The sequence below is a fragment of the Bacteroidales bacterium genome (assembly GCA_035299085.1).
In the GTDB taxonomy this organism is placed as follows: domain Bacteria; phylum Bacteroidota; class Bacteroidia; order Bacteroidales; family UBA10428; genus UBA5072.
In genome coordinates this window covers 111,929-132,934 of sequence record DATGXG010000041.1, presented here as the reverse complement: position 1 = coordinate 132,934, position 21,006 = coordinate 111,929, and the positions used below count along the sequence as shown (strand labels likewise).

Below are 21,006 nucleotides of genomic sequence, written 5' to 3'. Positions count from 1 at the left end.
TATGAGATCACCATTTTCTTCTTCCGGATATAAAGCCAAGAAAAAATCCAATGGCTGCACCGATAAGTATTTGTGTCCAATTCCAGTGATTCATATTTATTGAATCCACACCACGTGTCATTTCTTTTATCCATTGTCCTCCTCCAAGGAGAAGAAAAGCTATCACAATTACTAAAATTGCAATAACAAACACTGCTGTTCTGTTAGTTGAGATTCTTTTTGTTGTCATTATAGTATAATTTATTCATTTGTGAACTCAACCTGGCCGGTTTAAATATGTATGTCCTTCAGGTAATGAAATAATCCAAATGCCTTAAGAACCCATATAATAACCAGGATTACAACCACAACATTGAAGATACTTTTGATTGTGCGATCCATAGGGATGTAGGTATTAACCAGCCATAGTAAAATACCGGCAACAATCAGCACGATTAAAATTGTCAATAAAGGCATAATAAATATTTTTAAGGTTACCTCAAAAGTAATTGGTCTGAATGCAGGAACCATTACATCCTGATTAAAATAAGTTACATCATTCACACATAATACTCTCATTTCCTGAACTTCCAGCCAGAGAATCATTCATTCAGGAAGTGTTATTGAAAACCTACTACAGCAGGCTTTTCAATTTCAAAATCTCTGAAATTAAAATCAGTAGTTTTAAAAGTATTCATCTTCAGGATATTTTGTCCCTTACCCGGAATCATCGGATACCAGGCCAGGGATAGTTGAAATGTACTTATAATGAGGTTTTCATTTTTAATTAAAACTCCCAGTGCTATTTGTGAATATACCTTTTTGTTCCTGAATCGTGTTTCCTCATCGCCAAGCATACCCAATGAAAGAATAAGAAAAGGTCCGAAATGGAATCCGATGAGATTCCATGGCGCATACGATTGAGTCTGCAATGTAAATAGTAAACGGCTGGTACCGGATAATGAAGGACTGTTAAATCCGTCCATCCCGTAGCCATCATTAAGCGTTACACTATCGGTTGTCAGCCGGTTAATTCCAATAATAACCTGCGGTTTGGCAAATTGTCTGAATTTCCATCTTCCCAATTCCACCAATCCCGTAAAATAGGTTACACTGGCTGAAAAAATACCCTGTTCTGTATGTGACGACCTGAAAAATGTTCCATATTCGTAACTGGAACTAAGATATCCCCAGGGATAATAATTGCCCAAAGAAAGGCGTGTACCCAAATACATACGGCCTATATTTTTGTTAACCTGGTAACCTGCCGTAACACTAAAAACGCTTCCAATGGGTACGTCCTCTGTCATGCCATATTTAAAAATAAATTTATCCTGTACATAATTTCTCGTTGATACACCGATGCCTGCCATGTAAAAATCTTCATCACGAAACTTATCCTGAACATCATACATTTCAACCGGCGTGAAATAGCGAATTCTTGAATAACGTAAGGTTGTAATAAAATTCGTGCCTTTATCCGATAAATGGATTGCATTGCCAATCCAGTAATCCTGTGTATTAAATTTAAATCTGTCGCGCACCAAAAGCGAATCATATGTATGAACGTAATTTGAGCGGTTCTGATGCGTAAAACTTACACCAGCCGCCCATTTTGCCATAGGTGAAAAAAATGGCCGGTCCAATGCAAAACTGCTCACGGAATTATTTAACCGGTCACTGTTTAAATGAATTGTGGAGTTTATATAGGTGTTGCGTACATTGGGGATGAAATATTTTATATCATAAGCAAATTTGCCTTTTGCATGATTCCAGTCAAAATTATTATAGGATTCGTGCCCTAACCCGAGAAAATTCTTGTCGGTCAGGTCAATGCTGATATTTGTGGAAGATGCTGAAAATTTGGGAATAAGACTCCATTTATCCAATTCCCGAATCAGTATATCAACAGAGTCAGAGTTTTTTGAAGTAGTTTTTACAAAAAAAGTGACATCATGTACATAATTTCTTGTACGCACTAGCCGTTCAGATTCTTTGACCAGCAAGGAATCGAAAGGTTGGTTCTGATGAAATAGTAATAGATTTCTGATTGTAATATATTGAGTTTTTACGTGCACTTTATTACCATGGATCAGAAAGGAACTTTGAGGTTTAATACTGGTATCGGATATTGAATAACCGAACGGATCCAGTGTTTCTATATTGATATTCCTGATGATTTTTCCCTCAAACGCACTGTATGGTTTCTGTATCAGCTTTTTATATTTCTTCTTTACGGCTTTCTTTTTTGGCTGCACATTTACAACCGGTTTAAAAATCAGTTTATAGAAGAAATTAGTGAACTTGCTGCGTTTTGAATAGGCTTCAATGTCCCGGTATACCTGGGTGGAATCTTTTTGAGCTGGAGTTTCCTGTGAAAAGGTAATATTACCGGTTAAAAAAGAAATAATAGATAATATGATCAGGTATTTGAACCACATTTTTATTTATCATAAAAATTATTTTAAGTGGCAGGTTGTGATCAGCTTAAAATTTGAAAGGCCACCGGTACTTTTCCCCAACGATGACCTTTCAAATGAAATTGAGATATATAGAAATGAATTCTAAACAGAATGTGGCAGTGTGAACATAAATTTACTTCCTTTCCCGGGTTCACTTTCCAGGCTCAGAGTGCCACCATGAATTTCAACTAAATCCTTACACAGAATCAATCCAAAGCCGGAACCACGCTCATTATTTGTTCCTGAAGTATTTTGTAATTTATCAATGATATAGAGCTTTTTTTGTGCTTCCTGCGAAATACCCACTCCGGTATCACTGACAATGACTTTAACAAACTTTTTGCAGTCGGATGAACTTATTGTTATTTCACCACCACTGTGTGTATATTTTATAGCATTGCCAATCAGGTTACGAAGTATAGTTTTAACCATTCGTTTGTCTGCAAATACATGTAATTCGGGATCGATAAAATGCTTTATTGATAATTGCTTGTAATTGAGTAGGGTTATAATATCAGCAATCTGCTCTTCTACCAGTTCAAACAAATTAATTTTTACAGGATTCAGGTTTTTATGAACATCTTTTGAAATGGTCCATTCCAATAAATCATCAAGCAAATGGAGAGTCCTTACTGCTGAATCCGATGCCATATCCACGTAATTCCCGAGATCATCAAAATTGTATTTTTCAAGTTTCATTTTTACCAATTCTAACGAACTCAATATGGCAGTAAACGGACTTCTTAAATCATGTGCAATAATCGAAATGAATTTTGAATAAGTTCTGACGACTTCATTCAGTTTTGTATTCAATTCTACTATTTCGTCTTCCGAATTGGTATTTTTATTTTTCGATTCCTGCAAAACGAGAAAACTGTCGAAAGGTGAAACAATTTCAGTTACATCAACCGAACTATATACAGATTGGGGTCTGCCATTTTTGCGATGCCGGTAGTCGTCAATTGATCTTAATTTTTCTGGAAAATCATCCCTTTTATTATTCATAATATTCATTTTTACAACAGGATTAGTTGATTTGTCTTGCCTGACGAAGTTGTCTGAAATGAGAGGGTGTTAGTCCGGTAATGTTTTTAAACTGGCTTGATAATTTTGCAGCATTGCTGTAATGTAATCTTATAGCAATTTCTGCAAGGCTGAGATCATTATAAACGAGCAATTCCTTTATTAATTCAATTTTATGTCTGATAATTGATTTTTCTATAGTAATACCTTCTATCTCGGCAAAAAGCATATTAAGAGAAATGAAGTTTTCATTTACGCTTAAGCTGATATAATCCGAAAAACTTGTTTTTAAATCCTCGTCAGAATAATGTTCCAAATTAATCAGCGCATTCTTTAGTTTCTCGATTAAAACATTCTTACTGGCATCTATAAGTTCAAGCCCTGATCGTTTCAGGGCATTGAACAATTTTGTATGTTGCACTGTGGTTATTTCCTTTCTGATGGTTACCTCACCCAGTTCAACAGTACTGTATGAGATACCAAGTTTATTGAGTTCAGAAATTACAATCGTTTTACAGCGTTCGCAGACCATATTTTTGATATATATTTTCATTGTTCTAATTTTTTATTCATAATAACAGATAACTTCCGGAACTCTGGTGATTAAAACCTATTTGCATAAGCAGTATATTGTTAAATTATCCGGTTATACAAAAGTATGTGCAACTGCATTGAAAAGCATTACACAATTGCAGTAATGAATTACATAATTCACATTTCCATCACGGAATCTCCAACTGGGGAATTACCGGTTTACCTGTGACTTTAAATGATTTCCTGCAATGAAAATTTTGCTTTTAACGTACGATTTCACAAATTGATATTATTTATCCTACATTTTTTCCATATACCAGCTTAAGGCCTTTTCTATTTTCTGATAATGAAAAATTGTAGTGATTGCTTTTTGCAATCTGATAAAGGACGTCTCACTTTTAACTATGTAGTCAAATGCCTGGTGTTTCATGCAATTAACAGCTACTTCAATTTTATCCTGTGAGGAAAGCATGATCACGGGTATATGGGGATGAGTTGCCTTGATACGGTCAAGTGTTTCAAGCCCATTTATGGCGTTACTATCAACACTGTTCAGATAATAATCTAAAATTATAATATCGGGATTTTGAGCTATGTTTTTAATACATAGTTCACCAGTTGAAAATGTTTTAAGAGTAGATTGAGTATTATGTCCAAACTCAATTTCAAGCGATTTTAAAAACAACGCATCATCATCAACAAGAAAGAGCAATATTTTTTTTTCATTCATCACCAGTGGATTTTACGAACTTACCAAGTTCAGTTTCCAATTCTTCACAAGCCTGTAGGCAAACATTTTCAAGCTTTTTTACCAGGTTCTCCAGTTCATCAAGGTGTTTTCGTGTACTTGTATACTCCTGAATCTTTTTCCCGATATCTTCAAATTCCTTTTGTATGCCCATAATATAAAACGAAGGAATAATTTTATGAACCGCTTTGGAAAGCGAATCCCAGTCTTTTTCAATAAAACTCTTTTTAACAATTACTATCAATGGAGGTGTTTGTTCGAGGTAAAGTGTGATCATTTCAGCCATTAACTTCGGATTTCCTTTTGTACGATCGATTAAATAGGTTAAATCAGTACATTTTGGCCTGTCCGAAGTAATACTGTCATACGCCATAAGACCCGGATTTTCCAACGCATCAATTATTTTATCATAAAGCAACATTTCATCCACAGGCTTTGAAATGTAATCATTCATTCCAACCGATTTACATTTTTTCAAATCCGTTGTAGTAACATCAGCAGTTAACGCAATAATGGGAATCCTCGAATGCATGGTTTCCCGGATATATTTGGTTGCTTCAAATCCATTCATTTCAGGCATTTGAAGATCCATAAGAATAATATCATAATGTACATCATTGAGTTTCTCAATTGCGATCTTTCCGTTAGCGGCAAAATCGTAAATAAATCCGAAGTCGTCCATCAGTGTTTTCATCAGCAACTGATTGAGTGCGATATCTTCAACCACCAGAACTTTCAGATTTTTGGGTTTCAGTTTCTGTTTCCCGGCCCTTGTAACTGTTTCGATGTTAGCATTCGTTTTAATAAACGGTAAAACAACACGGAAAGAGGTGCCTTTATCCGTTGAGCTTTTTACTGATATTGTTCCACCCTGTTGTTTAACCAATTGTTTTGCTATGGCAAGTCCGAGTCCGGTACCACCGTATAATCTTGAAGTATTGCTTGTTGCCTGTTGAAAATTTTCAAATATATTTTCTATTTTATCTGCTGTAATTCCAATACCAGTATCCGTAACTGTAAATTCAACGGATACGCTGCTTTCGTCCTCCTTAAGCAACTGAACTTCCACAACTATCTTACCCTTATTGGTAAATTTTACTGCATTGCTTACCAGGTTAATCAGGATCTGATGCAACCGAACCGAATCACCAACCAAAACTTTAGGAATTTTTATATCATATTTCCTGATTAATTTCAGGTTCTTTTCATGGATTTTCGGCTCAAATAAATGAATCATCGCAGATATCGACAAAGCCAGATTGAAGGGTTTCTTTTCAAATACCATTTTCCCGGCATCGACTTTGGCGAGGTCAAGAATATCATTTATCAATACAGTTAATACATCACCGCTCATCTTTATGGCGGTCAGGTATTCTTTTTGTTTTGCGGTCAACGTTGTTTTAAGCATTACCTTGGTGAAGCCAATAATCGAATTCATGGGCGTACGGATTTCATGGCTCATGTTCGACAAAAACTGCTGTTTTGATATCACTGCGTTCTCTGCAATTTTGGTCGCTTTCTCCGCTTTCTGCTTTGCTTCTTCTGCCATTTTTGCTGCTTTTTCAGCAAAAATTTTGGCCTGCATTAACTCTGTTTCAATTCTTTTATGGTCCGTAATATCCCTGGCTACGACCACAACACCAACCACCTTGCCCGATTCATCTTTATAAACCGAACCGTTAAATAACACATCGGTAAGTTTACCGTCGCGGATAGTAAGTGGGAAATCGGCTACAAAACCTTCTGCAAATACTTGTTTATAAATATCCCGTGCTTTTTCAGGTTCAGTAAAGTAATCAAAGAAATCTGTTCCAATTAGTTTATCGCGGGTCACTTCAGTTATATTTATTGAAGCGTTATTTATGTCGGTTATTTTTCCTTCCGGACTAATTGTGAAAAGGGGATCCAGACTGGCTTCTATCAGACTTCTGGCATAATGTGATCCTTTAATCTGTTCTAGTTTTATGCGGTTCATGATAATGACTTTAAAATGTTCTGCTTATCTTCAATTACTTTTAATCTCTGGGTCTTCAGCATTCTAAAGTGCGACGGGGAGAGCCCGGTAACTTTTTTAAACTGATTTGATAAATGAGCCACGCTGCTATAATTCAACTTCCCTGCTATTTCAGTAAGATTTAATTCTCCGTAAATTATAAGTTCCTTCACCTTTTCTATTTTATAAGCAATAATGAACTTTTCAATTGTAGTGCCTTGTATATCAGAAAATAATTTCGATATAGAATTGTATTCGTGGCCTAATTTTTTACTTAAATATTCCGGAAAATTTACTTTGGATGATTCATCCGAAAGATCATTCAACTTATCTGTGATTATTTTTTTAAGATGATCGATTAACAGTGCATTCTTATCCTCAATCAATTCCAATCCTGTAACATTTAACCCGGTTTTAATCAGGCCGCGTTGAAGTGGTGTGATATCTTCCATAATGTCGACCACACCCATTTCAGCAATAATAAAGTGCAGACCCAGTTTATTAAGTTCATCCCTCACTGCCATTTTGCAACGCTGGCTGATCATATGTTTGATATATAACTTCAAGCTATGGGTTTGCAGAATTTGATAAATTAATTCCTATAAAAGGTATATCATTATCAAATGAATTATTTACACTTTTAATTTTAGAAATTACATGATTCACACATTGTAAGCCATCATTTGACTTTCAATAGTCATCATAAAAACAGTTTCCTCACTTGAAGTGAGACTATACTTCGTTTTTTCCTTAAGAGTCAGTAACTGGTCCTTTTTAAGAATTGCAGAGCGCTTCTTCGTTTGAAAAATTAAAGCACCCTCAATGATATGTATGGTAATTGAATCATTTGATTGATATGAATTTATTTCTGTTCCTGGATGCAAAGCAGTAAGGACGATCTTTTTTTCAGGCCTTTTCAGAAGGATCATGGCATTTAACCCGCCATGATCCCAACCGTGATCCTGTTTCAGTTTTCGGATTAAATCTTGCATAACGGAGGTGAATAATTCACCTGATTTCATGACTTCCATTAAAACAGAAAGGTTATTCCTGCATAAGCTGCATTTGTTTTTCTTGATGCATTGGCAATTACATTATAAGTATTATCTGATGTTTTATTGGCATCAATTTTTACCAGACCGTAAAAGCCCCTGTAACCAAGGTCTAGCCTGAGAGTATGGTTGCTGTTAAGAGCAAATTCAAGTCCTGCTCCATAAGCAAAACCGATATCGCCTTTTTTGACTGCAGCTACAGCCCGCACATTTTCAGTATTACTTGTCCCGCTTGATTTAATTGATGCTCCGGCATTGATACCGAATGAGGGTCCCACGACTACGTTTAAATTGACCACGCTTTCCCTGTTGGTGTTTAATGAAAGCAACACGGGTATATTAAAATATTTTATATTTACTTTATTACTCAGATCGAGATCTCTGAAGCTCTGAGAAATCTGGTAATAATCAACTTCTGTCTCAATACCAACATGTTTGCTCAGATTGAAACCCATCCTGATACCAAAACCCTGATTAAATGAAACTGAGCCTTTAACTATATCGTTGTTATAGGCCTTAAAATCTATCGAGGCAATAGTTGGCATATAACGTAAACCGAATTCGACCCTTTTCAGGTCCTGGGCACTCGTTATGCCAGCAAATAATAACACAGACAAAACAACTATAAGAATTTTAATCGTTTTCATATTTTTAATTTAAAAGATTAATAAATAAAGATGATGTTAATAGTACCCCTATCATCCTATTCTCCGAATGCCGGTCAGAAGGATAAGACCTCCGGTAAAGAATAGTCCCACACCCACATAGGGCGTCCAGTAAATTTCCTGAGGCTTTGATTCGGAGATCTCATGATTTCCTATTTTATCCACATTCTTTGGCGTAAGAAAACCGAATCCCGTAAACGCGGTTAATAATAGCCCGACAATTATAATTGCAATGCCTGTTTTTTTCATAGTTATATATTTACCTGAACGCATTTAATTAATATTCAGCGCGGCTTATCAGATAGGTCTTCTGCCTGAAATTACCCGCACTAATACCACAATGAGTGCAATAACAAGAAGAACATGTATTATGCCGCCGGCATGAAATCCCATAAACCCGATTGCCCATGCAATAACCAGGATCACTGCAATAACGTAAAGTAGATTTCCCATGATGATGTGTTTTAAGTATAGAAAAATTTCTATACCAAAGGTCTGACCCTTTATTGCCGAAACCATTACACAATTGCAGGAATAAATTACATGATTCACATGTTACCTAGTGCACTACGCCTTTTGTGCTTAAGGTTTTTAAAATGTGATGGAGTAAGTCCGGTCATTTTTTTAAACTGATTTGAAAGGTGGGCTACACTGCTGTAATGAAGTTTATCAGCAATTTCGGTAAGATTAAGCTCATCATAAACCAATAACTCTTTTACTTTTTCTATTTTGTTGGAAAGATAAAACTTTTCAATTGTGGTTCCTTTAACCTCTGAAAACAGATTAGCCAGGTAGGTATAATTATAATTTAGTTTCTCGCTCAGGAAGTCTGAAAGATTGGTCTTAATCTGTTCATCGGTATGATGTACCAATTCGATTATGGTTGTTTTAATTTTTTCAATCAAAATACTTTTTTTATCATCCATAAGTTCCAGACCAGTTAACTTCAGTGCAACGTTCAGTTTATCTAATTGTTCCGTTGTAATTTCTTCCATAACTTCCACTTCACCCAGTTCAAGATGAGCGTAATGCAACCCCAGTTTTTCCAGCTCTGTCTTTACAACCATTTTACAGCGGTTGCAAACCATGTTTTGAATAAAAATCTTCAATAGGATGAGATTTTGTCAATGGCTAATTTATGACAATTTTTGTTGTGTTTCAACCTTAATCGGTCTTTGATAGGCGAAGAACCGGTAATTATATTAAGGGTTCAATCCTTACTTAAAGGTCTATATAATAGTCAATGCTCAAAAATAATTCAATGAAATCTATTCTCTTTTTATTCTGGCTAATCCTATTATTTTCAGTTACTTTTTTAAAATGCCAGGGTCAGCATGTTTCGTCAATGAAAAGCAATGATGCCGATTATGTTCAGGCATTTAAAGATACGCTTATTCACATGGCCGACCGGTCCGATAACGAATATCTCAAATCGCATTTCAAATCGATTGTAGCCGTTATCAATAGCAAACAGAATTCCTCGTCCCAGGATACCTTAATGCTGGTAAGCATGTACAATGCCTTTCTCAATAAAAATTCATCCACCGGACCGGCCTATACCGCTTCATATCTTGGCCGGAAAAGGCCCCTGATACTTTCATGGGTTTCGCCCACCGATGGTATGGTTTCATTTTCATGGCTAACCTTGCCTAAGGACTGGGATCCGAAAAAGAAATATCCCATGTATGTTCAGTTGCACGGATTGTGGAGTGTAGCTGCCAATTCAACCGAGTATCTGAGCTACCCCTATGTTCAGCCTGCATCAGATAACCGGTCGTTCGAAGACGGATACCTGCTTTCTCCCTGGGGTCGCGGAAACTACTGGTATCTTGGTATTTCTGAAACCGACATATGGGAGGGCATTTCCGCATTGAAGAATGCTTTCCTGATCGATTCGGCACGTAATTACCTTACCGGACACTCCATGGGCGGATATGGAGCCTGGAGCATAGCAGGCAAATCGCCCAATACATGGGCGGCTTTGGGTATTTATGCCGGTGCGCTTTGGTATCTGCCCTATGTGTTAACCGATGAAAACGCAGAAGCTCTAAAACAGGTTCCCACTTATTTTGTGTGCGGCACGAATGATAACCTCCTTGATGTTAATGAAGATGCATACCGCATGCTTCAGGCAGCCGGAAACAAGGATTTGCAGTTTGTTACTTTCACCGGAGGGCATGAGTACACCGAAACCAATGTCTACAACATGTATCTGTGGATGAGAACACGGGTGAAAGGAAACCAGGCAACAATAACCGGTTCAGTGTATGCATTACCTGAAATAAAACTCGAATGCTCACCAAACCCGGCTTCTGACCATACAACAGTAAATATAACTGTTCGCAAACCGGTAAAATGTTCTGTTTCCATTTATAATCAAACAGGATACCTGACCCGGCAAATAAATGATGTTACTGCGGAAACAGGAACAAATTCTATACAATTGGATACTTCAGAATTTACCAGGGGAGTATATTTCGTAAAAATTGTTTCTGGCTCAGGGCTTACCGGAAGTAAGCTAGTTATTTATTAATCAGAAAAAATTGCGTTAAAAAGTGAAAATTTTGAAACCTTGGCATTTAGAAAACGATAAAACATATGCCAATACGTTTCAATGGATAATCTGAAATTTGTTTCCCGGTATCTTTTAATGCCGATAGTGCTTCTGATATTCCTTACCGCATTCGTGTATATATACAGGGATATCAGGCATCGAATTATCCATGAATATACCCATGAACAGCTCATACTCGCTGAAACCGCATCAAAAGGCATCACTTCATTCTTCAAAGAATATAAATCCGATTTGCTTTACATGGCTCAACTGGGTGATATCATTCACTACTCCGATGCCACAAGAAAGCTGATGGCCAATTATTATTACCAGCACAGCGAAATCATTTCAGCCATTACCCGTATGGACGGGAAAGGCAAAATCCTTTACACATATCCTGAAAATCCTGCCGTTATAGGCACCGACATAACCTATCAAAGTCATGTTAAAAAGTTAATGGATACCCATGAAACGGTTATTAGTGATGTGTTTGTTTCGGCTCAGGGTTACAGGGCAATTGCAGTGCATGTGCCTGTATTTGACAGGAATGAGTTCGCCGGTAGCCTGGCCATGCTGATACCAATTGATGAACTTGGCAAACTATATCTAGGCAAGATTGAAGTCCGTGGCAACGGCGATGCCTGGCTGATAAGTGAAAGCGGCATCGAGCTGTATTGTCCTCATGAAAACCATACGGGCAAATCGCTTTTAGAACTCTCAGGAAATGATCGCGTGAACATCAGTTTGCTTGAGAAGATCGCAAATCAGGGCAGCGGAACAGCTGTGGGTGTTCACCCCGATTCGGTTGTTAAAAAAGTAAAGCACAATGAATTGTATATAACCTTCTACCGTACTCCACTTGCCAATACTTACTGGACTATCCTGATTTCATGCCAGGAAAAGGCGATTTACAGAGATCTTACCACTCTTCGCAACCGGTTGATCCTGATTTTTTCAATATTTCTTTTCATCATCACCTTTTATTTCTTTTCATTAGTAAAGGTCAGGAATGTGCTGCGCGAAGAAGCCAAACGACTGAAAGCTGAAAAAACACTTAAGGAAAGTGAAGAGAAATTCCGCCGGATATTTGAGGATCATACCGCTGTTCAGTTTCTGATCGATCCGGCCAACACAGTCATTATCGATGCAAACAGCGCTGCGACAGATTTTTATGGCTGGAGCCGAATTGAATTCAAAGGTATGCCTGTTTCACAAATCAATACAAGTCCGATAGAAAAGATTCAAAAGGATATTCAAAAAGTATTATCACATCATCGTGATTACTTTGAATTCACACACAAACTGAAAGACGGAACATTACGGGATGTTGAAATCTTTACCGGCAAAATCAAGATTGGAGGTATGGATGTGCTTCACTCCATAATTCATGATGTCACCGAAAGGAAAAAAGCCGAGCTTGATCTTATTAAAGCCAAAGAACAAGCTGAAGAAAGCGACAGGCTTAAAACAGCCTTCCTCCAAAACATGAGTCATGAGATTCGGACACCCATGAATGCCATTATCGGATTTTCATCGCTGCTGCCTGATACATACAACGACAAGGAAAGACTCGAGCAATACGCCGATATTATTACAACCCGGTGCAACCACCTTCTGGATATCATAAACGGGATACTCGACATTTCAAAAATCGAATCCGGCCAGCTCACTGTCAATGCAGAAGAATGTAACCTGAATGTATTGTTTGCCGAACTCTATGATTTTTTCTCGGAACATCCCTTGCGCAAGAAAAAGCCCCATATCAGCTTTAAAATGCAGGCTCTCTGCCACCTGGATGATCTTATAATCACAACGGATATGGTTAAGCTTCGCCAGATTTTCATTAACCTCATCGGAAATGCTTTTAAATATACTGACAGCGGATCGGTTGAGGCCGGCTGTAAATACGATAAAACAGGCAGTCTTGTATTTTATGTTTCAGATACCGGAATAGGAATACCGGGTGACAAGCATAATTTGGTTTTTAACCGGTTTGTGCAGGTTCAGGATGACCGGAATATTTCATACGGCGGGACCGGACTGGGCCTTTCCATAGTAAAAGGACTGGTTAACATGTTGGGCGGAAAGGTGTGGCTCGAATCTGAGGCAGGAAAAGGATCTGTATTTTATTTCAGTATAGGCGGAACAATGTAATTTGTCTCCTCTGAAGGTGATGTAAATTACCTTGACTTATAGTTTCCGGCAATGAATTTATGTGTAATATGCGCCTGTTTTTAAAGGCAATTTCCGTTTAACCGAAGTTTCACAGTTTTCATGAAGAGATATTTCTTATTTTCCGCTTTCATTTTCTGTATTTCGGCTATCTATGGTCAAATACCCCAGAATAGTTACCATGTTATTAATAAGGTAGTAGTCAATAACTCAGATAATCAGCTGACAAAACTGGCATTTATACTGCCACTGGCTCAATCGAACCCTTATCAGACGGTCACCCATGTGAATTTTCACAACGGGCAGAAACTCGATATCCCGGGAAGTGATGACAGCTATATACGCTGGATTCTCACTGATCATTTGCCTGGTACGAACCAGTCAAAAGAAACCTATTATGAATTCGATGTAACACTAAACGCGGTCAACATTGACTTCAGTAAAATTGACACCATCTATTCCTATGATAAAACCTCTGAAATTTTCAGATGGTATACCGGGGCAAGCGGTGAATATGTTGATCCGCATAACGATTTAATAAGCAGGGTGGGGGACAGCATCTGGTCACAATCCCTTGATGTTCTCGATTATGCCCGTCGCAGCTATGAATGGGTGGCCAGTCATTATCACTATCTGAATCCTTACACCGGTTTGCATACGTTGCAGCAGATACTAAATGCAGGCGGAGGTGATTGCGGAAATCTTACTTCAATTTATGTCTCTTTGCTCAGAAATAAAGGAATCCCTGCCAGGCATATTGTTACCGTTCGCCCTGATGGTGTATACCATGTTTGGGCCGATTTTTACCTCGAAAAATATGGCTGGATACCTGTTGATGTGACGTATAAAAATTCAAATCCAAGAGGCGATTTCTTTGGAAAATATGATGGTAGCGGCATTGTTATGACTAAAAACGTATGGCTGCCGGTTGATAAGGGCAATGGCGAAACCTATTATGCCGATATCCTTCAGAGCTATACTCTCTGGATGTGGTCAAATAATAACGGCGGCAGCCGGCTTACTTCAAGCCATAAGGTGCTTTCCACCCAGTACCAGATGTCGTCGGCGGATTGAGTAGAGACGCACGGCCGTGCGTCTCTACATAAAATTCTAATTCGATTTAATAAATTTCCTTACTATAATTCCTTTTGCAACCACTAACCTTAGATAATACACTCCCGGGCTCAGCCTGCTGATATCGATTGTGAAATGGGATGATAGAGCAGGGTCCTGTGTAATCACCAGTTCACCCAGGTTATTCAGAATCTCTTCTTTCAGAATTCCCGATTGACCTTTGTCTTCAATTGTCAGCTGCTGGTCGGCCGGGTTAGGATATATCAGGACCGATGTGTTTTCAGGATTATTTGTCCCCGTTGATTCTGTTACCACTATTTTAACCGACATGTGGCTTTGAATTCCACAGGCATTTGTATATACGGCTTTTGCAAGGTAGTTACCGGCCGCTTCTGTATTAACTGTTTGTTCCCTGTCTGATCCGGCCAATCCTGCACCTGACCAATCCCAGGTTCCTCCCGATACCGGTCTGGGAGTCAATACCAGAACTGCATTCTGTTCTACAGTCACTGAATCGGATTTTAATTCAACTCCGTTATCTATCCTGTACCATGATTCAATTCTTGCCGAGTCGCAGATTGAGAATGTTATTGCCATTCTGGATTTTGCACCGCAAACGTTTGTATAAACAGGCCGGGCTGTGTAAACTCCTGCAATTGAAGTATTAATGCGCTGGAGACGTGAAGTACCTCTTGTACCGCCTCCGCTCCAGCTCCAGGTACCGGTTGTATCTGCTGCCCGGGGACCCAACAACAGGGTGCTGCCCCTGAGTGCACTCAGTTTTGAAGACCTGATCCAATCGCCATTGTTAACCTGGTACCACGACTCCACAGGTGTGGAATCACAAACGACTATTGAATATTGCAGCCTGCTTAGGGTTCCGCATTCATTGGTATAGGTGACATAAGCTTTATATTCACCATTACCCGTAAAGGTTACTGTTTGAGTTCGCGATGTGCCAGATGTTCCTGCACCTGTCCAGCTCCATGTGCCCAGTTCATTTGAAGGGTGAGGTGAAAGAACAAGATTCTGGCCTTTGCTGATTATTAGTTTATCTCCTTTGGTTTCGGTTCCCCCGTTTATTTTGTACCACGGTTCAATAACACTTGAATCACATACATTATAAACCAGCTTCAGCATTTTGCGTGCATACCTTTCGCCGAAGGTCCGGTATGAGGCCGATGTGAAGTGCGCATAATCTGCACCGGGCAGTCCCGCAGCTGAAATTACATGAGCGTTCGGGATAATTGCCGGAAGTTTATTGATTTCGACATTGTGTGCACTGCAGCATGAACCGTATTCGGCATATAACAGCTCACCTGCCAGGAAAGGTATATCACCCAACCCCAGGTCGGACTTAAGGTCTGATACAATCTGCTTAACTGTAGATTTCCATGTTTGATCGGTGTTGTTGGTTTCACCCTGGTGGAAAATGATTCCTTTGATAACTCCCGCTTTCTGGGCCTTCTTTGCCAGGTCGAGCAGCCATGTATATCCGCATGAAAAAGGTATTCCCTGGCTGATCTGGTCTAAACCGTCGGGGCATCCTTTTTTATAGATAAAAATGTTGCAACCGCTCACGGAAACATTGATAAGACCTATTTTAGATACATAGGCAGGGGCCTGTTCTCCCAGCATGCGGCCAAATGAATCTCCCGGGCCCAGTTTGCCCCAGCACCTGTTCAATGGCGGAGCGGCCGGATACCATTGTCCATAAACCCTGTCGAGATTAGGACAGGTTGAATCCTGCATCATCCATACCCTCGGATTGATAAGCCTGTCCCGGGGTTCAATGGTGCCGGCACCTTCCATGTTCGACTGCCCGAACATAAGATAAATGTGAAAAGTGGTGTCAGGCTGTACCGAATGAGTGTCCGCGATGGTGTTCATCACGGTAAAGTCAGAGAAGGAGGCAAGCTTCAGGCCATCATTTGACTGAATAAAATTACCATCATATGAAATTCTGACTTTATCGCCAAATACAACCCTGTTCTTAATTTGAATGAGCAGTACTGCTGAATCAGCCGGGTGAATAGAAATATCCGTCACTGAATCAACCGAGCTGTTTAATTGTACAGTGAACCCGCCAATTGAGTCGATAAGAATATGTTTATCTGCTCTTAAATAAATTACCGAATCATTTAATGTTGTGGCGGATAAGACGTGAGGAGCCGTAATTGGAACAAACCGGATTTCTTTAAGAAGAAACAAGGGATTTGCATTTTCTCCTGTAAATTTTACATATACATCATGCCGCCCGGTTACCGACAATACAGGTGTTTTAAAATTCCTGAAGGTTCCTGTGTTTCCTGTAGATGTAATTTCACAAGTACCGGCAAGTATTCCGCTTGCAATGGAATCAAGCCAGATTTCTGCACGGCCTCCGTTAACAGAAGCGGCGGTTATTATAAGGGTATCCGCTTTCCGGCCGTAATCGGGGTTTCCGAATTCCACCCCGGCATACATAGCCCAGTCGCTATTATGTATATTGTCGAGGATACCCGTGTTTAAAGGTGAAGTACCCGATTGATTGGCCACACACGAAGCCATTATCGGAGTGTAGGCATCCCTGTAAATATACAGGTCAAAAAGTGCCGGAGAATGCTGAACATATACTCCCTGCCGGGTACCTGTAAAGGTGCTTAAATCAGCATACGAATCAATTACGGATATATTAATACCACTGCCAACCTGTTTCCAGTCAGTTCCGTCACTGCTGTAATATCCGTAAACAAGGTGGTTGATCCTTACCAGCTTTAGCCAGAGTTCATCTCCTATTGTATTCAGTGCAGAATACACGGTGTTATCATACCGGAAACCGATAATTTTCTCGCCGGATGAGTTGTATCCGCTGTAAAGCCTTACAAATTTGGTTTCATCACCCCGGATAATGCGCAAACCGGCTTCATCTTCGGGTGAGGCTGCTGTGAACCGCAGTCGTGTTATTATAGAATAATTGTGTTCACCGTCATTCTTTACAATGGTGTTGGGTAATGATGAACTTTTGGGCGACAAACGGAGCCAACCTTTTTGATCTGTCAATGACCAGGTGGCATCCGGCGTGTACCCGATAAAACTCCACTCAGGGTTCAGGGTTGTACGGCAAAAATCGTCGGATTTCGGCACCATCCAGGGGATTCCTCCCGAAGGAAGATCAGGGGCTGAGAAAACCTTATTTACCGGGTAATCGGCAACCGGCCTGTACGAACTGTTGTACTTCACCTGGTTCAGCAATCCCTGTCTGCCCTGTCCTTTCCATTCATCCCTGGCATACAGCGGATGAATAACCCACGATGTGCTGTCATCAAGCATAACCGCGGGGGAGTTGTGATTCGGCTCTGTGAACAACGAGCTGCTCTTAAGCGGATCGGTTGTATTGAAAAAGTCGCCGAGCATTGTCCACTCATTTTTGTCCGCGGATAGTACGGTACTTCTCATTACTTTTTCACCTCCTGCAAGGTCACGGGCAAAACAATAGTAATAATACCCGTGCTCTTTCCACATAACAGGGCCCTCCGCCCAGCTGTAAGGATAAGGCGACGGATTTAGCCAGTTCAGGTTATATACCGTTCCGGATGCTTGTCCGTTCTCGTTCAGCTCCACAATAGCATTATTAGCCTGACCATTCTTTACAAGCAGGTACCATTTGTTATTGTCGTCTATGAATATTGAATTATCCTGGCCGAGTCCGAATGGCAAAGCAGCCGGATCATTCACCTTAACCGGGCTGCTCCATGGACCTTCCGGATGAGCTGCTTTGACAAAATACATGCTTCCGGCCCTTCCGAAAAAATCCCAGAATACCCCGTTGTAATAAACCACATGACCTCCCCAGCAACCGCCACCCGCATTGCTGCCAAAATTATTCCATGATGCTTTAACAGGCTGTGCTATGGCTTCCCAGTGCACAAGGTCGGTTGAATGATAGATGACAGGAGTAACATTAAAAGACGATCCGGTTGTATAAAAATCCCTGCCGACTTTTGTAAGCGTAGCATCAGGATGGTCACCCGGTATTACAGGATTGATGAAGGTTTCAAAAGAAGGTGACTGGCCCTGTACAGTAAGTGTAAAACAAAGCAGAAAAGCAAAAGCAGCGTAGAATATTCGTTTCATAGTTCAATCTTGATGCCGCAAATTATACATTTTTAAATAAAGTGCTATATTTATTTCCGTGAACGGTACAAAATCTATGATTTCATTTTGCCATGAAAAAGGAAAACCGGCCTGCGAAAAAAGAGCCTTCAGGATTTGACCGGATAACCGATCAGCTGATGAGAGGCGATAACTTCAAATCGATATTTGAAAACGCTGACCTTTCGGCGGATGACGAATCACTGGGGACAAGCATTCTCAATTCCTTTTCTGAAATCATTGCATTTTATGAACCCGATCACCGGATCAAATGGCTCAATGAAGCCGGCAAGAAGAAGATAGGTGTCACAGACAATTCTTATATCGGTAAAAAGTGTTACCAGGTTTGGTACGGGTCAAAATCTCCCTGTTCTCAATGCCCGGTGGTTACAAAAGATCACCATACAACCGACCGGGTTACAACCCGCAATGATAATGGATCGTGGCTTGTAAGGCATACCCCGCTTTTCGATAAAAAGGGAAATACCCTGGGCTATATTGAATTCAGTGCAGATATTACTGAAAAGTTGAAACTGGAGTCTCTTCAGAAAGAACTCGCTGCTGATTCCTTATATATTAATCAAAAGAACAAAATCACACAGGAGATTAAAACCGAATTGGATAAAATTCTCAATCTGAATAAGAAATACTCACGCAAGAATTTCAGCCGCATATATGAGATCCTGAATTCCTATACACGCCTTGATAATGACTGGGATATGCTGATCAAGCATTTCGAGCAGATCCATCCTGATTTTTTCAATAACCTGATCCGGCAATTTCCTTCCCTTTCAGTGAACGATCTCAAGCATTGTGCCTGTATCCGCCTTAATTTTGATACAAAAGAAACCGCACGGTTTTTTAATGTCCGGCCGGAATCGGTAAAAATGTCAAGGGTAAGGCTGAAAAAGAAACTGAATTTATCGTTTCAAAGTGATCTCAGGAGCTTCATCCTGAATTATTGAGAAATTTTTGTAACCCATTTGTAACACCCCTTTCTGTTTCGCCGGTCTATCCTTTTTATAAATTTCGGTTGAATTGAATTAGTAACCATTTCAAAAATCAATTTATGCCGGATACCTCTTTAATCGAATGGTCAAGGGCGCAATTCGCACTGACCGCAATGTACCACTGGCTTTTTGTTCCACTGACGCTCGGATTGGGTTTCCTTATTGCCTTTATGGAAACTCTGTATGTAAAAACCGGCGACGAGGAATGGAAAAAAGCCACCAAGTTCTGGATGACACTTTTCGGTGTCAATTTTGCCTTTGGTGTTGCAACGGGTATTATACTTGAATTCCAGTTCGGAACCAACTGGTCAAATTACTCATGGTTTGTGGGTGATATCTTCGGATCGCCGCTGGCAGTGGAAGGTATACTGGCGTTTTTCCTGGAGACCACATTTATTGCCGTCATGTTTTTTGGCTGGAATAAGGTAAGCAAGCGGTTCCACCTGGTTTCCACCTGGCTCACTGCAATCGGCGCCAACCTTTCAGCCTTATGGATATTAGTCGCAAATGGCTGGATGCAGTTTCCTGCCGGTATGCATTTCAATCCCGAAACAGCACGTAATGAAATGGTGAATTTCTGGGACGTACTTTTTTCACCGGTTGCCATCAATAAATTCCTTCATACCATATCTTCAGGGTTTGTGTTGGCTTCGGTATTTGTTACGGGAATCTCGGCATGGTTCATCCTCAGGAAAAGGGAAGTCATTTTTGCCCGGAAGAGCATGGTGGTTGCCGGGGTTTTCGGTATCATAACATCAATATATCTTATATTTACCGGTGATGGTTCGGCAAGGCTTATCGCTCACAAGCAGCCTGTGAAGTTTGCTGCAATGGAAGGATTGGTTGACGGCAAGAGTGGCGCTCCTCTCACGGTGTTCGGTGTTGTTTCGAGGAAGCAGCAACCCGCTGATGTAAAAGCCAAAATTGAAGTGCCCAGTCTTCTGAGTTTCCTGTCGTTCCGAAATGCCAATGCCTATGTGCCCGGTTTGAAAGACTTTATAAACGGGAATCCTGAGCACGGCGTTATGTCAGCAACTGAAAAAATGGAAAGAGGCCGCAAAGCAAGACAAATGTTCAGGGACTTGCGCGAAGCTAAAGCCAGCAACAATACAGCAGAATATGAGAAATTGAAAGCAACTTTTACCGATCAGAAATTCCTTGACGAGTATTTCAGGTATTTCGGTTACAGCTTTATTAACAATCCTTCCGATCTGATTCCAAGCGTACCCCTTTCTTTCAATAGTTTCAGAATAATGGTTTACCTGGGGTTTTATTTTGTACTGCTTTTCGTCGTTGTTTTAGTTTCCTTGTTCACGAACAAAATCGTGAACCGAAAATGGCTCCTGTGGTTAGCCGTCATTAGTATACCCTTGCCTTACATTGCGGGACAGGCGGGTTGGATTGTGGCGGAAGTGGGACGGCAACCATGGGCCATTCAGGATTATCTTCCATTGTCGGCTGCCATATCGCATATAGATTCTTCGGCGGTTCTCGTGACCTTCTGGATCTTTGCCGCTCTGTTCACCGCAATGATCGTTGCAGAAGTCAGAATATTGACCCGACAGATAAAAATTGGACCAAAAAAGGAGGAAAAAATATGATTTTA

At 40.0% G+C, this 21,006-nt stretch carries 19 protein-coding genes; 5 read left to right on the top strand and 14 right to left on the bottom strand.

The window, feature by feature from the left end; translation table 11 throughout:
• Nucleotides 1–7 precede the first annotated feature (7 nt).
• The 13 genes from VK179_13690 to VK179_13630 all read right to left on the bottom strand — a co-directional run bounded on the left by VK179_13690 (nt 8) and on the right by VK179_13630 (nt 9,565).
• Entirely contained in the window at nt 8–229 is a 222-nt protein-coding gene (locus VK179_13690) for a hypothetical protein (protein ID HLO59795.1), read from the bottom strand.
• A 41-nt stretch (nt 230–270) separates the two neighbouring features.
• Complete coding sequence (locus VK179_13685; GenBank protein ID HLO59794.1) at nt 271–585, bottom strand: Thivi_2564 family membrane protein; 315 nt, start codon at nt 583–585, stop codon at nt 271–273.
• Nucleotides 586–599: 14 nt separating this feature from the next.
• A complete protein-coding gene (locus VK179_13680) occupies nt 600–2,420 on the bottom strand; it encodes a hypothetical protein (protein ID HLO59793.1) in 1,821 nt (606 codons plus the stop codon).
• Nucleotides 2,421–2,543: 123 nt separating this feature from the next.
• Complete coding sequence (locus VK179_13675) at nt 2,544–3,446, bottom strand: HAMP domain-containing sensor histidine kinase (GenBank protein ID HLO59792.1); 903 nt, start codon at nt 3,444–3,446, stop codon at nt 2,544–2,546.
• A 22-nt stretch (nt 3,447–3,468) separates the two neighbouring features.
• Nucleotides 3,469–4,017, bottom strand: a complete 549-nt coding sequence (locus tag VK179_13670; GenBank protein HLO59791.1) for a helix-turn-helix domain-containing protein — start codon at nt 4,015–4,017, stop codon at nt 3,469–3,471.
• Nucleotides 4,018–4,296: 279 nt separating this feature from the next.
• Nucleotides 4,297–4,728, bottom strand: coding sequence for a response regulator (locus VK179_13665; protein HLO59790.1), 432 nt, complete (start codon nt 4,726–4,728; stop codon nt 4,297–4,299).
• Complete coding sequence (locus VK179_13660; GenBank protein ID HLO59789.1) at nt 4,721–6,721, bottom strand: ATP-binding protein; 2,001 nt, start codon at nt 6,719–6,721, stop codon at nt 4,721–4,723. The genes VK179_13665 and VK179_13660 overlap by 8 nt, the downstream gene beginning before the upstream one ends.
• The gene (locus VK179_13655) at nt 6,718–7,284 is read right to left on the bottom strand and encodes an AraC family transcriptional regulator (GenBank protein HLO59788.1); all 567 of its coding nucleotides are present in this window, start codon (nt 7,282–7,284) and stop codon (nt 6,718–6,720) included. The genes VK179_13660 and VK179_13655 overlap by 4 nt, the downstream gene beginning before the upstream one ends.
• Nucleotides 7,285–7,401: 117 nt before the next feature.
• On the bottom strand, nt 7,402–7,731 hold the full coding sequence (locus VK179_13650) for a hypothetical protein (GenBank protein HLO59787.1): 330 nt from the start codon (nt 7,729–7,731) through the stop codon (nt 7,402–7,404).
• Nucleotides 7,732–7,769: 38 nt separating this feature from the next.
• Nucleotides 7,770–8,438 carry a porin family protein gene (locus tag VK179_13645; GenBank protein HLO59786.1) on the bottom strand — a complete coding sequence of 223 codons (669 nt, stop codon included), beginning with the start codon at nt 8,436–8,438 and terminating at the stop codon, nt 7,770–7,772.
• Between the two features lie 51 nt (nt 8,439–8,489).
• The gene (locus tag VK179_13640) at nt 8,490–8,705 is read right to left on the bottom strand and encodes a hypothetical protein (protein HLO59785.1); all 216 of its coding nucleotides are present in this window, start codon (nt 8,703–8,705) and stop codon (nt 8,490–8,492) included.
• A gap of 48 nt (nt 8,706–8,753) precedes the next feature.
• Nucleotides 8,754–8,909 carry a lmo0937 family membrane protein gene (locus VK179_13635; GenBank protein ID HLO59784.1) on the bottom strand — a complete coding sequence of 52 codons (156 nt, stop codon included), beginning with the start codon at nt 8,907–8,909 and terminating at the stop codon, nt 8,754–8,756.
• A gap of 95 nt (nt 8,910–9,004) precedes the next feature.
• Nucleotides 9,005–9,565: a helix-turn-helix transcriptional regulator gene (locus tag VK179_13630; protein HLO59783.1), complete on the bottom strand. Its 561-nt coding sequence runs from the start codon at nt 9,563–9,565 to the stop codon at nt 9,005–9,007.
• Nucleotides 9,566–9,717: 152 nt separating this feature from the next.
• Between VK179_13630 and VK179_13625 the strand changes: the two genes are divergently transcribed.
• The 3 genes from VK179_13625 (at nt 9,718) to VK179_13615 (ending at nt 14,256) form a co-directional block, all read left to right on the top strand.
• Nucleotides 9,718–10,989 carry a T9SS type A sorting domain-containing protein gene (locus VK179_13625; GenBank protein HLO59782.1) on the top strand — a complete coding sequence of 424 codons (1,272 nt, stop codon included), beginning with the start codon at nt 9,718–9,720 and terminating at the stop codon, nt 10,987–10,989.
• An 81-nt stretch (nt 10,990–11,070) separates the two neighbouring features.
• The gene (locus tag VK179_13620) at nt 11,071–13,164 is read left to right on the top strand and encodes an ATP-binding protein (protein HLO59781.1); all 2,094 of its coding nucleotides are present in this window, start codon (nt 11,071–11,073) and stop codon (nt 13,162–13,164) included.
• Between the two features lie 120 nt (nt 13,165–13,284).
• Entirely contained in the window at nt 13,285–14,256 is a 972-nt protein-coding gene (locus VK179_13615) for a transglutaminase-like domain-containing protein (GenBank protein ID HLO59780.1), read from the top strand.
• Nucleotides 14,257–14,292: 36 nt separating this feature from the next.
• On the opposite strand, the gene VK179_13610 is transcribed toward VK179_13615, so the two are convergent.
• Nucleotides 14,293–18,372 (bottom strand): sialate O-acetylesterase, encoded by a 4,080-nt coding sequence (locus VK179_13610; protein HLO59779.1) that lies wholly within the window; start codon nt 18,370–18,372, stop codon nt 14,293–14,295.
• Nucleotides 18,373–18,464: 92 nt separating this feature from the next.
• Between VK179_13610 and VK179_13605 the strand changes: the two genes are divergently transcribed.
• Together VK179_13605 and VK179_13600 are read left to right on the top strand one after the other, a co-directional pair.
• Nucleotides 18,465–19,355, top strand: coding sequence for a PAS domain-containing protein (locus VK179_13605; protein ID HLO59778.1), 891 nt, complete (start codon nt 18,465–18,467; stop codon nt 19,353–19,355).
• Between the two features lie 104 nt (nt 19,356–19,459).
• On the top strand, nt 19,460–21,001 hold the full coding sequence (locus VK179_13600; GenBank protein ID HLO59777.1) for a cytochrome ubiquinol oxidase subunit I: 1,542 nt from the start codon (nt 19,460–19,462) through the stop codon (nt 20,999–21,001).
• The last annotated feature ends 5 nt before the right edge of the window (nt 21,002–21,006 follow it).

Bases quoted from the DNA above. Each gene is read 5' to 3' on its own strand.
- VK179_13690 (HLO59795.1), bottom strand. From the start codon at position 229: ATGACAACAAAAAGAATCTCAACTAACAGAACAGCAGTGTTTGTTATT.
- VK179_13685 (HLO59794.1), bottom strand. From the start codon at position 585: ATGATTCTCTGGCTGGAAGTTCAGGAAATGAGAGTATTATGTGTGAAT.
- VK179_13680 (HLO59793.1), bottom strand. From the start codon at position 2,420: ATGTGGTTCAAATACCTGATCATATTATCTATTATTTCTTTTTTAACC.
- VK179_13675 (HLO59792.1), bottom strand. From the start codon at position 3,446: ATGAATAATAAAAGGGATGATTTTCCAGAAAAATTAAGATCAATTGAC.
- VK179_13670 (HLO59791.1), bottom strand. From the start codon at position 4,017: ATGAAAATATATATCAAAAATATGGTCTGCGAACGCTGTAAAACGATT.
- VK179_13665 (HLO59790.1), bottom strand. From the start codon at position 4,728: ATGAATGAAAAAAAAATATTGCTCTTTCTTGTTGATGATGATGCGTTG.
- VK179_13660 (HLO59789.1), bottom strand. From the start codon at position 6,721: ATGAACCGCATAAAACTAGAACAGATTAAAGGATCACATTATGCCAGA.
- VK179_13655 (HLO59788.1), bottom strand. From the start codon at position 7,284: ATGATCAGCCAGCGTTGCAAAATGGCAGTGAGGGATGAACTTAATAAA.
- VK179_13650 (HLO59787.1), bottom strand. From the start codon at position 7,731: ATGCAAGATTTAATCCGAAAACTGAAACAGGATCACGGTTGGGATCAT.
- VK179_13645 (HLO59786.1), bottom strand. From the start codon at position 8,438: ATGAAAACGATTAAAATTCTTATAGTTGTTTTGTCTGTGTTATTATTT.
- VK179_13640 (HLO59785.1), bottom strand. From the start codon at position 8,705: ATGAAAAAAACAGGCATTGCAATTATAATTGTCGGGCTATTATTAACC.
- VK179_13635 (HLO59784.1), bottom strand. From the start codon at position 8,909: ATGGGAAATCTACTTTACGTTATTGCAGTGATCCTGGTTATTGCATGG.
- VK179_13625 (HLO59782.1), top strand. From the start codon at position 9,718: ATGAAATCTATTCTCTTTTTATTCTGGCTAATCCTATTATTTTCAGTT.
- VK179_13620 (HLO59781.1), top strand. From the start codon at position 11,071: ATGGATAATCTGAAATTTGTTTCCCGGTATCTTTTAATGCCGATAGTG.
- VK179_13615 (HLO59780.1), top strand. From the start codon at position 13,285: ATGAAGAGATATTTCTTATTTTCCGCTTTCATTTTCTGTATTTCGGCT.
- VK179_13610 (HLO59779.1), bottom strand. From the start codon at position 18,372: ATGAAACGAATATTCTACGCTGCTTTTGCTTTTCTGCTTTGTTTTACA.
- VK179_13605 (HLO59778.1), top strand. From the start codon at position 18,465: ATGAAAAAGGAAAACCGGCCTGCGAAAAAAGAGCCTTCAGGATTTGAC.
- VK179_13600 (HLO59777.1), top strand. From the start codon at position 19,460: ATGCCGGATACCTCTTTAATCGAATGGTCAAGGGCGCAATTCGCACTG.